Consider the following 13,398-nt stretch of genomic DNA (forward strand, 5'->3'; position numbering starts at 1 on the left):
TCAAGGTCTGCCTTACAGCATTCCAGGGCGTCAATCATTCAATTCTCGCGGAGATTCGCATTATGAGCACTGATGGTGCTTCGGGTAGAAATCGTCTGTTACCGACATTGCTCGGCCTGGTGATTTTGTTGATGGGGCTGGCCTTGGTGGTCGGTGGCATCAGATTGCTGCAACTGGACGGTTCGCTGTATTACCTGCTGGCCGGTCTCGGCTTCGCGGTGACTGGCCTACTGCTGATCACCGGACGCAGCGCTGCGCTTGGCCTGTACGCGCTGCTGCTGTTCGCCAGCACCGTCTGGTCTCTTTGGGAAGTCGGTCTGGACTGGTGGCAACTGGTACCGCGTCTGGCGTTGTGGTTCGCGCTGGGTCTGGTGTTGCTGATGCCCTGGTTCCGCCGTCCACTGCTGCGTAACGGCCCGGCCCGCATGGGCACCGGTGCGTTGAGCATCGCGGTGGTGCTTGCCGGTCTGACCGCGCTGGCCAGCCAGTTCACCCACCCTGGCCGCATCGAAGGTCAGCTGGACCGCGAGACGGCCGGTACGTCCAACACCGCGCCAGCCATGCCTGACGGCGACTGGCAGTCTTACGGCCGCACCGGTTTCGGTGATCGCTACTCGCCACTGGCGCAGATCACACCGGAAAACGTGAGCAAGCTGGTGCCGGCGTGGACCTATCGCACTGGCGACATCCCGGGGCCGAATGATCCGGGCGAGACGACTGCCGAGAACACCCCGCTCAAGGTCAACGGCATGCTGTATGTCTGCACGCCGCACAGCCAGGTCATCGCGCTTGACCCGGATTCGGGTAAGGAAATCTGGCGCTTCGATCCGAAGATCAGTACCCAGAACGCCGAGAACTTCAAAGGCTGGGCGCACATGACCTGCCGCGGCGTTTCGTACCACGATGACGCCGCCTATGCCGCCGCTGGGGCTCCAGCACAAAGCCCGGCAGCGCCTGCTGCGCAAGGTACCTCGACAGCCAGCGCCTGCCCACGCCGGATCTTCCTGCCGACCGCCGACACCCGTCTGATCGCCCTGAACGCCGACACCGGCAAGATGTGCGAAGACTTCGGTAACAAAGGCTCGGTCGATCTGACAGCCAACATGGGCACCTTCGCTCCGGGCGGTTACTACTCCACCTCGCCTCCGGCCGTGACCAAGGATCTGGTGATCATCGGTGGTCACGTCACCGATAACGTTTCGATGGACGAACCGTCCGGCGTGATCCGTGCCTACGACGTGCACACCGGTCGTCTGGTCTGGAACTGGGACAGCGGCAACCCTGAAGCCACAGCCCCTATCGCTGAGGGTCAGGTCTACACCCGCAACTCGCCGAACATGTGGTCCATGTTCAGCGTCGACGAAAAGCTGGGCATGATCTACCTGCCGATGGGTAACCAGACGCCGGACCAGTGGGGCGGCGACCGTACGCCGGAATCCGAGAAGTACAGCGCGGGGCTGGTTGCACTGGACATCGCGACCGGTCGCGTGCGTTGGGATTATCAGTTCACTCACCACGACCTGTGGGACATGGACGTGGGCGGTCAGCCGACCCTCATGGACATGAAAACGGCTGACGGCATGAAACCCGCTGTTCTGGCCTCGACCAAGCAAGGCAGCATCTACGTGCTGGACCGCAGCAATGGCCAGCCTATCGTGCCGATCAACGAAGTGCCGGTGCCGCAAGGCGCGGTCGAAGGCGACCACACTTCGCCGACCCAGCCCAAGTCTGACCTGAACTTCATGCCGCCTCCGCTTAAAGAGCGAGACATGTGGGGTGTGACCCCGTTCGACCAGATGTTGTGCCGGATCGACTTCAAGTCGCTGCGTTATGACGGCCCATTCACTCCGCCATCGCTGCAAGGCTCGATCGTTTATCCAGGCAACTTCGGCGTGTTCGACTGGGGCGGTATCTCCATCGACCCGGTTCGCCAGATTGCGTTCGTGAACCCGAGCTACATGGCGTTCCGCTCCAAGCTGGTGCCATCGGCCGAAGTAGAAGGCGGTCCGGGTCGCAAGAGCGAAACCGAAGGCGTACAGCCAAACAAAGGCGCACCTTACGGTGTGATCCTCGAAGCACTGCTGTCGCCGATGGGCCTGCCTTGCCAGGCGCCAGCATGGGGTTACGTGGCTGCGGTCGACCTGACCACTCACAAGACCATCTGGATGCACAAGAACGGCACCGTGCGTGACAGCTCACCGGTTCCGATCCCGCTGACCATGGGCGTTCCAAGCCTGGGCGGTACGTTCACCACGGCCAGCGGCCTGGCGTTCCTGAGCGGCACGCTTGATCAGTACCTGCGCGCCTACGATGTTCGTAACGGCAAGCAACTGTGGGAAGGCCGCCTGCCAGCGGGCGCACAGACGACACCGATGACCTACACCGGCAAGGACGGTCAGCAATACGTGCTGGTCGTGGCTGGCGGTCACGGCTCGCTGGGCACCAAGCAAGGCGACTACGTGATGGCGTTCAAACTGCCGAAGTGATGCGTTGCTGAGGCAAAGGAAAGGCGGCTATCGAAAGATAGCCGCCTTTTTTTGTGCTCTCAGATGAGCGGATGCATTTCCCGTGGGAGGCGGCTTGCCGGCGATGGCGTCAGTTCAGTCACCGATAGGTCGCCCCGGAAAAAGCATCACCGGCAAGCCGGTCTCCCACCGTCCGATGGCTGCAGCAGGACTTGTGTATAACGATGCGCGCGGAGCGATGGACGCGCTCAAGCGCTAACGCGTCTTCCCGCCCGCCTTCCCTCCCGCCCGCAGGATGTCGCTCCAGCGTCGCACGAGATAGTTGTGCTCGTTCATCACCGAGTTCCACACCGCGATATGCCCCATGCGCTCTTCGTATGAGCCGCCGTCACGCACTTCCCCGGCATCGATCAGCGGCAGGCCATCGCTGCCGAGCAGTTGCTCGCGTGCGGGCAATCCGGCGTACCAGTAGTCCCACTCGGCTGCGCTGAGGTGATCGCGGCTGCGTGCCGGGTTGCCGATGTAATAGCCCTGACGCGCCATCACTGCACCCGGCCAGCCGGACAGCCACCAGTTCAGATACGCGTACGCTGCGTCGAGCACCGGACCTTTGGCGTGGCGTGAAAGCGACAGCCCACCGAACCAGCCGCGATAACCTTCCCTGGGCACGGCAACGCGGTACTTGACGCCTGCGCGATGCAGTCGCACCAAGGTCGGCGACCACAGACTCTGAATGTCGATGGTCGGGCTGAGCATCAATTCCGCCGCTTCTTCGTCATCCGACCAGAATGCACCGAAATGCCCTTGTTGCTGTTTGCGCACCAGCACGTCGGCGAGCCGGTCGATTTCCTCGATGCTCATGTTGCCGATGTCCTTGAACTGCGCCAATCCCGCGCCCTGCACCGCCAGTGCGGCGTCGAGCGCACCGATGGCGGCATCACTCTGTAACGCGATGCGTCCGCTCCAGACCGGGTCCAGCAGCCAGCCCCAGCTTTCATCGGCGGTGCTGAGGCTTTCCGGAAGGCGCTCCGGGCGGTAGGCGAAACTGTCGGCGTTGTGGGTCAGCGGCAGCATACTGATGCGCTCGGTGACCGCGCTGCCCAGGCTACCGTCGTGCTGCACGAACAGGCGCTCGCTGGGCACGCTGCCGCTGCCGGGTTGATCCGTGGGCCTCAAACGCCCACGCTTGGGCAGGTCGTTGATCTCGTGCCACAGCGCGATACGCCGCGTATCGATAGGCTGAATCGCCCGCGCCGGCCAGACAAAATCGACGTTGTGAAACCACTGATCGTAAAGGTCGTAACTGTCCGGCTGCATGACCGCAATGCGCTGCGCGGTCTGCACGTCGTGAATCTGATAGACCAGTTTGATGCCCAACTCCTGCTCGGCCCGTTCACGCAGGGAGTCGAGCAAGGTGACCGAGGTGCCCAGCACACGCAACGTGATGGTCATGCAGCGGTCTCGCTCTGGAGTAAGGTCAGGGGCGGTGCGAAGGTGCTGGAAAACACCTCGAACGAGCGACGCAGCAATTCAGGGTCAAGCCCGCGCAGGATGAACACCAGCCGCGAGGTGCGATCCTCACCCGGCCAGGTCGCAAGGTGGACTGGCGCATGCAGGCAATGCTGCACACCATGGATCACGACAGGGGCCTGATTGGCATTCACGTTGAGCAGTCCTTTGACACGCAGGATACGTTCGCCATGGCATCTTAACAGCATCGACAGCCACACCCCGAACCCGACCCAGTCCAGCGCACGCTCCAGGGTCAGGCAGCAGACCTGTGCGTCCCCATGCCGGGGCAGTGTCGATTGCGGCCGATGCAGTTGCCAGCGGGTCACTTCCTGCGCAGGTTCCGCGCTGCGGATGCCCTCCCCCAGCAACAACTGATCACCACTGTGGACCTGTGCCGTGTCGAGCAGTGGCGCGGAAAAATTAAGGGCCTGTAAATGCAGACGCAAAGCGTCGAGGTTCGCCTCGTCGACCAGATCGGTCTTGCTCAGCAGCAACCGGTCCGCTGCAGCGACCTGCGCCAGCCACTCAGGGTGCAGACGCTCCTGCAGCGCGGCATGACAGGCATCGACCAGGGTGACGATCAACCCGATATGAAAACGTCCGCGCAATTGTGGATCGTTGCTCAGTGTTGTGAGGATCGGTGCCGGATCGGCCAGACCGGTGGTTTCCAGAATCACGCGACGAAACGCAGGGATTTCACCGCGACTGCGGCGCTCCAGCAAACCGAGCAATGCGTCTTTCAGTTCACCGCGAATCGAGCAACAGATGCAGCCGCTGGGCAACAACACAGTGTCGGGTGCGACCTCCTCGACCAGCAGATGATCGATACCGACATCACCGAACTCGTTGATCAGCAGCGCGGTGTCGCCCATGTCTTCGTCGGCCAGCAGGCGCTTGAGCAGCGTGGTCTTGCCACTGCCCAGAAAACCGGTGATCACGTTCAACGCAATACTCATGAGGACCTCTGCAAATGGTCAAGCAGCTGGGAGTCGAGTGGGTCCAGCGGACGACCGATCAGAAGTTCGGCCTTCTGCCAGAGCTGTTCCAGGCCTGTCGCCAGTTCCTGCTTGCCGGTAGCGCCAAGCAACAGGTAGGAGACGCCCTGAAAGTCCTCGACCCTCAGGCGAAACGGCGCCATCACCTTATTGATGGCGGCAATGCGTCGCAGGCGTTCACGCCGTCTGGGTAGCTCACCACTCAATGGATCGCTCCAGTGCACGTCTTCGCCCAACAGGCCGCACAGTCCACACATGGGTTATTCCTCGTTCAAATGCATCACGGCATTACATCGCCTGAGTTGGGCCCCAGTGTCTGACCGACAAACAGGTTGCCGCCCGGCTCGCTGGCCAGCAGCACCGCAACAGGCGCCACTTCTTCTGCAAGGCCAAAGCGGCCCAACGGCAGCTCGGCCGCCTTGGCGGTTTTCCAGGCGCTGCTGATGCCGGCCACCAAGGGGGTTTCAATCGGACCGGGCGCGATGGCATTGACCAGCACGTTGTCCTTGGCCACTTCCAGCGCCAGGGACTTGGTGAAGCCGATCACACCGGCCTTGGCCGCGGCGTAATGAGTCAGCTCCGCGCCGCCCTTGATGCCCAGTTGCGAGGCGACGTTGATGATCCGCCCCCAACGCTGCGCCAGCATGTGTGGCAGGGCCCGCTGACTGGCGACGAACACGCTGGTGAGGTCGACGCGCAGCATGTCGTTCCACATCTCTATGCTCAGGTCTACGCAACGTGCTTGCGTCAGCATGCCTGCGTTGTTGACCAGAATATCGATGCCGCCGAACTGCTCGACGCACGCATCGACACTGGCCTGTGCGCCTTCGACGGTCCCGACGTCGGCCACACATTCCTGCACCTGCGCGCCGAGCGTGCGGCATTCCCCGGCGATCTTCGCCAGACTGTCGGGATTACGATCGCCCAGCACCAGACGTGCGCCTTCGGTGGCGTAGGCACGCGCAATGGCGGCGCCTATCCCGCTGCCTGCGCCGGTAATCACGGCGCGTTTGTCTTTGAGTTGTTGCATGGTGAGTTCCTTACTGATCAACGAAATGAAGCGCGCTCGCTCACATCACACAGGCAACCGGCTGAATAAGCGCAGCCCCAGTAGGAGCGAGCTTGCTCGCGAAGGCCATGTTTCAAGCACAGCCTCTCGATTGGACGCACCGGCCCTTTCGCGAGCAAGCTCGCTCCCACAGGTGTTGCATTCGGTCAGCAAGATCGCCTTGTGTTCTGGCAGCGATCAAACAGGTCACTCCGGCCAGCGCACGGTCAGGCCGCCGTCGATCACGATGCTTTGCCCGGTCAGGTAGCTGGCCTCGTCGCTGCACAGAAACCGCACCAGCGCTGCCACTTCATCCGCCCGCCCGACTCGCCCGAGCGGAATGGCTCTGGCGGCCTGTTTCAGGCCTTCCGGGCCCAGCGAGTTCTTGCTGTCCAGCGACTGGGGCGTCTCGATCAGGCCCGGAATCACGGCGTTACAGCGGATCCCTTTCGGCGCCAACTCAACCGCCAACGAACGGCACAGACCCGGCACACCCGCTTTGGCCGCGGCGTAATGCGAATGGTCCTGCCAGCCATACACGCCACCGGCAATCGACGAGATTGCCACCAACGCGCCGCCCTCACCCATGTGTCTGGCGGCGGCGCGAAAGGTGCGCATGACACCGGTCAGGTCCACGTCGAGCATTTCATTCCAGCGCTCGTCGGTCATCTCCAGCAGCGGCGCACGACGCAGCAAGCCTGCGTTGGCCACCGCGTAATCGATCCGGCCAAACGCGTCCAGCGCCTGGCTGGCCAGATCGTCCACCGACTCGGTACTGGTCACATCAAGCGGCAGCATCAGGCATTCGCCGCCCGCCTCTTCGACCAACCGACGGGTTTCATCCGGGTCGTGGGGGTCAGCCGGGTAAAACCCGCCTGCCACTGCCACACCCTGCCGGGCAAACGCTACGGCCAGGGCCTGACCGATGCCGCTGGCGGCACCGGTGACCACTGCAACTTTACGCGTCATATCCCACTCCTCATTTGACGGTTTCAGGACGCACGTGACGAGCGGCAAACATCAGCGCGCCGGACAGGAAGCAAGGCAGCGCACCGAAATACAACGCCGAGGTCTGCCAGTCGCCGCCTGCGCTCAAGACCGAGGTAGCGCCGAAGCCAGCGACCACTGCGCCGATGGGCCCCATGGCATGGATGATCGCGCCACCGGTGGCACGGATGCTGGTAGGAAAGCTTTCACTGATGAAGAACAGCGCGGCCGAGTAAGGCCCGATCAGAAAGAACAGACCCAGGCTGTACAGTCCGACGACCGTCGGCATGTTGCTCGGCCCGTAAAGCATGCCCGCAAACGCCAGACCGCCCAGCATCCAGCCCAGACCGATCACATTGCGACGGCCGATCTTGTCGCCCATCCAGCCGTGGGTCAGGTAACCGCAATAGCCCACCAGGTTGGACAGCACCAGAATGATCAGCGAGTTCTCGAACGAGATGTGATGCACGCTGACGATGACCGTGGTGCCCAAGACGCTGAACACCTGAATCGCCGCCCAATTGAGCAGAATGGCTGCACCTATCACCAGGGTTGCGCGCAGCGAGGTGCCGCGAAATGCAGCGCCGATACCCGCCTTGCTGTGTTCGTCATAATCGACGCCGTAGGTGTGCGCCACGGCCTGCGCCTGACTCACATCGCCCTTCTTGCGCAGTTGCGTGATGCGCTGATGGATCTGGAACTGCGGGCTCTCCTTGAGCTTGCGCGCCATGATCGCGATGACGATGGCCGGAATGGCCGCAAACACAAAGCAGCCCTGCCAGCCGATGATCGGCAAGAGCACCGCCGTGAGCCCCGCCGCAATCAGCGCACCTACCGGCCAGCCGCCCTGCACCAGGCTGTAGATGAAGCCACGGCGTTTGGCCAGACGCGGATCGTCGGATGCCGCATAGATTTCACTCAGATAGGTCGCATTGACGGTCTCTTCCGCATACCCCAGACCGCCGAGCGAGCGGATCAGGATCAACGGCGACTTGCCCCACGATCCACCAATGGCCGTGAGCGCCGAACAGATGGCCGACCCGCTCACGGTAAACATGATCCCCACGCGCCGTCCCAGGCGATCCACCAACGGGCCGATGGCCAGCGCCACTACCGCCGTACCGACCGCGACCCAGGTCGCGATTTCGGCCTGTTCCACTTCACTCCAGGAAAAATGCCGTCCGATTTCGGGCAGCAGGGTTCCGAACAGAATGAAGTCGTATACCGCAAACACCCACGCAAAAAAGGCTATCCATGTGGCGAAGCGCACTTGCTCCGGCGTCAACTGCTCTGGCTTCCAGCCGGTCAGGTCAAGCTTGTTGTATATGGACATGAGTGATGCCTCGGACAGGGCTATGAATCAACGGTTACGTGGGTTGCGACGCACGAAGTCGTCGGCGATCTCGTCGAAGGTGACGAACTTGACGCCCGCATGGCTCTGGATGTGCTCGATCAGGCGCTCCAGCATCAGCAGCACCTGTGGGCGACCGGAGACATCGGGGTGAATGGTCATGGTGAATACCGCGTGCTCATGCTCGCGATAGACCCAGTCGAACTGGTCGCGCCACATTTCTTCCAGGTGACGCGGGTTGACGAAGCCGTGGCTGTTGGGCGCTTTCTTGATGAACATCATCGGCGGCAGGTCATCCAGGTACCAGTTGGCCGGGATCTCCACCAGATCAGTCTCTTCGCCACGCACAAGCGGCTTCATCCAGGTGTCCGGGTGCTGGCTGTAATCGATCTTGGTCCACTTGTCGCCCACACGAACGTAGTACGGATGGAAGTCGTTGTGCATCAGGCTGTGGTCGTACTTGATGCCTTTCTTGAGTAGCAGTTCGTTAGTGACGTTGCTGAATTCCCACCACGGCGCGACATAGCCGGTGGGGCGTTTGCCGGTCATTTGTGTGATCAGTTCGATTGACTTGTCGAGGACGATTTCTTCCTGCTCGGGCGTCATTGCAATCGGGTTTTCATGGCTGTAGCCATGCACGCCGATCTCATGGCCCGCATCGGCCACAGCTTTCATCTGCTCAGGGAAGGTTTCCATGGAATGACCCGGAATAAACCAGGTGGTGCGCAGCCCGTAGCGCTCGAACAGCTTGAGCAGGCGCGGCGCACCGACCTCGCCTGCGAAGAGGCCGCGTGAGATATCGTCCGGCGAATCCTCACCGCCGTAAGAGCCCAGCCAGCCCGCAACCGCATCCACATCTACGCCAAACGCACACAGAATTTCTTTAGCCATTGTTGTTTCTCCGCGGGTTGATCAGACCGGTTTCACCCCATCGAACATGGGCGCCGGTCAGCCATTGATAGGGTGTTCAAGAGCTTGCCATCAGCGTTTCCAACGCCAGAGCGGCGCGCAGCAGCCGTGCGTCCTCGCCTGCCGGGGCGCTGAGCAACAGGCCGGTGGGCAAGCCGCTGCCATCAGTACCGCTGGGCAACGACACACCCGGCATGTTCAGCAGGCTGCCGGGCATGGTCAGGCGCAGCGTGGCGAGGTTGGTCTGAATGAACAGCTCCTCGTCCGCCAGCAAAGGCGCGAGGGCCGGCGCGACGTGAGCGACGCTCGGGGTCATCAGCAGTGCGCCGTCCAGCTCAAGGGTCAGTTGTTCCTGCAAGCGCTCGCGGGCTGCATACAAATGAATCAGCAGGCTGGCAGGCATGTGCCGTGCCGCCTCAAGACGCTTGCGCACTCGAGGGTCAAGCTGGCTGGCGGCATCGCTGTCGAGTAATGGCTGATGCAGAGCGAACGCTTCGGCCGCGCCCAGCCAGCCGCTGTGCTGGATAAGCTGCAGGGTGGCTTGAAAGGCCTCGCAAGGGCGCACCTCGACCAGCGCGCCGCTGCTGCGCAACGCTTCGACGGCGCGCAGCAGGTTGTCGCGAACCGCAGGCTCGACACGCGCATCGTCCAGCACCGCCTGATCGACGATGAAACGCTGGCCGGCCAGGCTGCGCGGCACCCGTGACGTCGGCTTGCTGCGCGCGCACAGCAGGTCGTCGATCACCAGTGCGTCACGAACGCTACGGGTCAGCGGCCCGACACTGTCGAGGGTGAGCGCCAGTGGAAACACGCCATCGCGACTGTAGCGGCGGCTGGTGCTGCGAAAGCCCACCAGGCCATTGAATGCGGCGGGAATGCGAATCGAGCCAGCCGTGTCGGTACCCATCGCGATCGGTACGATGCCCGCAGCGACCGCGACACCTGAGCCTGAGGACGAACCACCGGGAATGCGTGGCGAGTCGTCGCTCAATGGATTGACCGGGGTGCCGAAATGCGGATTCAGGCCAAGCCCGGAATAGGCGAACTCACTGAGGTTGGTCTTGCCCAGGCTGACCAGGCCGGAGCGGGCCAGCAGCCCGACAACCGGCGCGTCCAGCCAGGCGGCCGACACTTGTCGGCGGGTCGCCGAACCTGCCGTGGTGACGGATCCGGCGACATCGAACAGGTCCTTCCAGGCAATTGGAACGCCATCGAGCGCGCCGAGCGGTTGCCCTTGTTTCCAGCGGACGGCCGACGCCTCGGCTTCACGGCGGGCGCGTTCTTCGCTCATTGAAATGAACACGTGGTCGACCTGACGGGCTCGGTGCAGCGCCTGTTCCAAAACCTGCACGGGGTCAGTGCGACCCTGGGCGAAGTCCTCAGCCAGTGCGCAGGCATCAGGCGCAAGTGCGTTGGCAGCGGTATCCATCATCGACATGGCGGACTCTTAAAATGTACTTATTAATAAAATGTACATTTAACGAAGGCAGAATCCGTGCCAATCTCTCGCTCAAGGTTCTTTCGCCCCCCCTCGATCACGACTGAATGCGCCAAGACCATTGGATTAGAAACCTTGCAGGGACAGGACAAAAAGTACGTTCAGGATCAATGTCGCGTTTGGTCGGTGGTCACAATGAAATAATGTATCTTTTATAAAAGATACATTTTAGTGCAGATAGGTAACGGTAGCCCTATGAGTGAGCGCGCAGATGTACCTCAAGGTGACAGTGGCGCATCTGTGCGAGAATCATTCGTCAACCGCCAGAAGTGTAAGAAAACGATGTCAGATGAGGACACGCGCACCGCCTCGCGCTACGCCACGATCCGTGAAGTGTTACGCAATGCCATCCTCACGGGTGCGGCCGCCAATGGACTGGTGCTGCTCGAAGCACCGCTGGCAGAACTGTTCGGCACCAGCCGCGTGCCGGTGCGCAAGGCACTCAATCTGCTGCACGACGAAGGGCTGATCAGCCGCTTCGACGGTCGCGGCTATCTGGTCAACCCCGAAGGCCGTACGGTCGAGCCCTTGCGTCTGAGCCTGAGCCACAAGCAGTTTGGGCTGGACATCGGTGAAGAACTGGTCGACACCCGGCCGTTGGGTGAGCGTATTCATGATGAGATTGGCGCAGCGCTGTCGGCGTGCATCGCGTTCGGTCATTACCGTCTGGATGAACAGAGCGCCGCCGAATATTTCGGCGTCAGCCGCGCAGTGGTTCGTGAGGCGCTGATGCGCTTGCGTGATCGCGGGCTGGTGGAAAAAGAACCCTACTCCCAATGGCTGGCCGGGCCACTGACAGCGCGTGAAGTGACGGATGATTACGAACTGCGCGCCTGCCTTGAACCAGAAGCCTTGCGCCAGACCGCACCGAACCTGAGCCGCGAACACCTGGAAGCCATGCTGGCCAGAGTCATCGAGGCGCAGCAGGCTGAAAGCTGCAGCCTGGAACAGATCGAGCGGCTTGAGGACGATCTGCACCAGCAGTGCCTGGCGGGGCTGCAGAATCGCAAGATCGCGACCCTGATCAGCCAGGCGCAGAGCCCGATGATCATCAACCGGATCTTTTACAAGTTGCTGAGCATCGGTGCCGATGAGGCGATGCTCGCTGAACACCGGATGATCCTTGAGCTGCTCCTGCACGGCGCCTTTGACGCCGCCGCGCTCAACCTCAAGGAACACCTGCACCGCGCCCGCCAACGCATGCTTCAGCGCCTGAAAGTGTTGTCGGTGCTGCCCGAGCAGGAAGTGCCGGGGTATCTGACGCGGCTGAGTTGATCAGCAACGTCAGTCGCCCCCCGTTCTGATTGTTGCCATCTGCGCGTTGGCACGATCAGGTCTGTGCGGGTACTACTTGCCGATCACTTCCCCACGCAACGCAGCCAGGCGTGCGATGAAGCGGTTTTGCACGGGCACCGGAATTTTCTCGGCATCCATGGAAGCAATCAGGTTTTCGACCAGTGCATTGAAGTCGCTGGGGCTCAGGTTCTGCCCCTTGTGGGATTCGGCCAGGCTGTCGCCGGTGTAGGTGCACGGGCCGTCTGCCACGACGCAGAACTTGTCGACCAGCCGGTCGCGCAGCAGCACGATATTGACCCGCCTGAACCGTTCGACGATCCGCTCATCCTTGGCAGCATTGAGCAGCATGCCCTCGACGATGCGCTGAATACCGGCTCGCTGGCCGAGGTCTTGATAAAGGCGATCATCCTTGGCCGGTTGTTGTGCGCAACCCACCAGCAATGCCAGCGTCAGGCACATCAGCAAGCGCATCATCAGAAGCTCCCCTGAACAGACAGATAGGTGCCGTTCTGGTTATCCAGCGTGGCAATTTCCCCCAGGCGTGCGTAAGCCAGCACGAAGGACAGATGCTTGTTGGGGAAGTACCCCACGAACACGTCCGCCCAGTCGCTTTCGCCGGCAAACGACAGGTTGTCGGGCTTTTCGCGGTACTCCACGCCCATGGCCCAGCGCGGGTTGAACAGCACGGCCACCGAGCCTTCCTTGAGCAGACTGCGCGTGTCGCGTCGATCCCCACCAAAACCCAGCAGACCGGTTTCGTTGGCACGGCTGTAGCGCACGCCGCCGTTGACCACCACGTTGTAGCCAAACGCCGCCCCCATGAACAGGCGGCTGGCGGTGAGGTAGCCTTCCACGTCGGAATCGCGCTGCGCGCCGACAAGGCTCGGAATCAGGAAATCGTTCTGATGCTTGTACTGCACGCCCAGCGATACCTGCGGAAGGCTGTCGTAGATCAGATCACCGAACAGCCGCACCTTGACGCCAAATACGTCCTGGCTGAGGTTGTCATCCGGCAGGCTTAGCCGATGTTGCAAGGTGCTGATGTCGAAACGCTGATGCGCGTAGGACAACTCCACGCGATTGCCATAGGCGAAGGCCACGCCTGCCACGTCCAGGTTGTAGTCGGGCAGGTTGACGTGGGTGGCAAACGCTGTCGCGCCCCACTCACCCTGCTCGCTGTAGCCGGTAATCACCGCCCAGGGCGTAATGCCGCCGCCCGCGCTGCCCTCGATGTTGCTGGCACCGCCAGTGGCGATCAAACGACCATTATCGGCCAGGGCAAGGGGCGCAACGGCTCCCAACAGACAACCCAACAACAGCGGTAATTTATAGTGCAT

At 61.9% G+C, this 13,398-nt stretch carries 12 protein-coding genes; 2 read left to right on the forward strand and 10 right to left on the reverse strand.

Annotated features, from left to right (window positions below; translation table 11 throughout):
* The first annotated feature begins 62 nt into the window (after positions 1-62).
* A complete protein-coding gene (locus BUB69_RS19475) occupies positions 63-2,486 on the forward strand; it encodes a glucose/quinate/shikimate family membrane-bound PQQ-dependent dehydrogenase (RefSeq protein WP_073169586.1) in 2,424 nt (807 codons plus the stop codon).
* A gap of 234 nt (positions 2,487-2,720) precedes the next feature.
* Here BUB69_RS19475 and BUB69_RS19480 read toward each other — a convergent pair whose 3' ends face one another.
* The 8 genes from BUB69_RS19480 to BUB69_RS19515 form a co-directional block, all read right to left on the reverse strand.
* A complete protein-coding gene (locus tag BUB69_RS19480; protein WP_073169588.1) occupies positions 2,721-3,917 on the reverse strand; it encodes an ABC transporter substrate-binding protein in 1,197 nt (398 codons plus the stop codon).
* Positions 3,914-4,933: a CobW family GTP-binding protein gene (locus BUB69_RS19485; RefSeq protein ID WP_073169590.1), complete on the reverse strand. Its 1,020-nt coding sequence runs from the start codon at positions 4,931-4,933 to the stop codon at positions 3,914-3,916. Before BUB69_RS19485 ends, BUB69_RS19480 begins: the two co-directional genes overlap by 4 nt.
* On the reverse strand, positions 4,930-5,229 hold the full coding sequence (locus BUB69_RS19490) for a hypothetical protein (RefSeq protein ID WP_073169592.1): 300 nt from the start codon (positions 5,227-5,229) through the stop codon (positions 4,930-4,932). The genes BUB69_RS19485 and BUB69_RS19490 overlap by 4 nt, the downstream gene beginning before the upstream one ends.
* A gap of 23 nt (positions 5,230-5,252) precedes the next feature.
* Positions 5,253-6,002: an SDR family NAD(P)-dependent oxidoreductase gene (locus tag BUB69_RS19495; protein ID WP_073169594.1), complete on the reverse strand. Its 750-nt coding sequence runs from the start codon at positions 6,000-6,002 to the stop codon at positions 5,253-5,255.
* Between the two features lie 225 nt (positions 6,003-6,227).
* On the reverse strand, positions 6,228-6,989 hold the full coding sequence (locus tag BUB69_RS19500; RefSeq protein ID WP_073169595.1) for an SDR family NAD(P)-dependent oxidoreductase: 762 nt from the start codon (positions 6,987-6,989) through the stop codon (positions 6,228-6,230).
* A 10-nt stretch (positions 6,990-6,999) separates the two neighbouring features.
* Entirely contained in the window at positions 7,000-8,340 is a 1,341-nt protein-coding gene (locus BUB69_RS19505; RefSeq protein ID WP_073169597.1) for an MFS transporter, read from the reverse strand.
* Positions 8,341-8,367: 27 nt separating this feature from the next.
* Positions 8,368-9,249, reverse strand: a complete 882-nt coding sequence (locus tag BUB69_RS19510; protein ID WP_024695135.1) for a polysaccharide deacetylase family protein — start codon at positions 9,247-9,249, stop codon at positions 8,368-8,370.
* Between the two features lie 76 nt (positions 9,250-9,325).
* A complete protein-coding gene (locus tag BUB69_RS19515) occupies positions 9,326-10,705 on the reverse strand; it encodes an amidase (RefSeq protein ID WP_425439388.1) in 1,380 nt (459 codons plus the stop codon).
* Between the two features lie 342 nt (positions 10,706-11,047).
* Here BUB69_RS19515 and BUB69_RS19520 point away from each other — a divergent pair, with 342 nt between their 5' ends.
* Positions 11,048-12,040 (forward strand): GntR family transcriptional regulator, encoded by a 993-nt coding sequence (locus tag BUB69_RS19520; protein ID WP_163032198.1) that lies wholly within the window; start codon positions 11,048-11,050, stop codon positions 12,038-12,040.
* Positions 12,041-12,112: 72 nt separating this feature from the next.
* Here BUB69_RS19520 and BUB69_RS19525 read toward each other — a convergent pair whose 3' ends face one another.
* Both BUB69_RS19525 and BUB69_RS19530 read right to left on the reverse strand, forming a co-directional pair.
* Positions 12,113-12,535: a group I truncated hemoglobin gene (locus BUB69_RS19525; RefSeq protein WP_073169601.1), complete on the reverse strand. Its 423-nt coding sequence runs from the start codon at positions 12,533-12,535 to the stop codon at positions 12,113-12,115.
* Positions 12,535-13,398, reverse strand: a complete 864-nt coding sequence (locus tag BUB69_RS19530) for a DUF3034 family protein (protein ID WP_073169603.1) — start codon at positions 13,396-13,398, stop codon at positions 12,535-12,537. The genes BUB69_RS19525 and BUB69_RS19530 overlap by 1 nt, the downstream gene beginning before the upstream one ends.

Source organism: Pseudomonas asturiensis (genome assembly GCF_900143095.1).
Lineage (GTDB): Bacteria > Pseudomonadota > Gammaproteobacteria > Pseudomonadales > Pseudomonadaceae > Aquipseudomonas > Aquipseudomonas asturiensis.

What these genes read in the sequence shown, in the direction of transcription:
- BUB69_RS19495 (WP_073169594.1), bottom strand. Translation starts at nt 6,002, where the DNA reads ATGCAACAACTCAAAGACAAACGCGCCGTGATTACCGGCGCAGGCAGC.
- BUB69_RS19480 (WP_073169588.1), bottom strand. Translation starts at nt 3,917, where the DNA reads ATGACCATCACGTTGCGTGTGCTGGGCACCTCGGTCACCTTGCTCGAC.
- BUB69_RS19510 (WP_024695135.1), bottom strand. Translation starts at nt 9,249, where the DNA reads ATGGCTAAAGAAATTCTGTGTGCGTTTGGCGTAGATGTGGATGCGGTT.
- BUB69_RS19530 (WP_073169603.1), bottom strand. Translation starts at nt 13,398, where the DNA reads ATGCACTATAAATTACCGCTGTTGTTGGGTTGTCTGTTGGGAGCCGTT.
- BUB69_RS19500 (WP_073169595.1), bottom strand. Translation starts at nt 6,989, where the DNA reads ATGACGCGTAAAGTTGCAGTGGTCACCGGTGCCGCCAGCGGCATCGGT.
- BUB69_RS19525 (WP_073169601.1), bottom strand. Translation starts at nt 12,535, where the DNA reads ATGATGCGCTTGCTGATGTGCCTGACGCTGGCATTGCTGGTGGGTTGC.
- BUB69_RS19505 (WP_073169597.1), bottom strand. Translation starts at nt 8,340, where the DNA reads ATGTCCATATACAACAAGCTTGACCTGACCGGCTGGAAGCCAGAGCAG.
- BUB69_RS19515 (WP_425439388.1), bottom strand. Translation starts at nt 10,705, where the DNA reads ATGTCGATGATGGATACCGCTGCCAACGCACTTGCGCCTGATGCCTGC.
- BUB69_RS19520 (WP_163032198.1), top strand. Translation starts at nt 11,048, where the DNA reads ATGTCAGATGAGGACACGCGCACCGCCTCGCGCTACGCCACGATCCGT.
- BUB69_RS19475 (WP_073169586.1), top strand. Translation starts at nt 63, where the DNA reads ATGAGCACTGATGGTGCTTCGGGTAGAAATCGTCTGTTACCGACATTG.
- BUB69_RS19490 (WP_073169592.1), bottom strand. Translation starts at nt 5,229, where the DNA reads ATGTGTGGACTGTGCGGCCTGTTGGGCGAAGACGTGCACTGGAGCGAT.
- BUB69_RS19485 (WP_073169590.1), bottom strand. Translation starts at nt 4,933, where the DNA reads ATGAGTATTGCGTTGAACGTGATCACCGGTTTTCTGGGCAGTGGCAAG.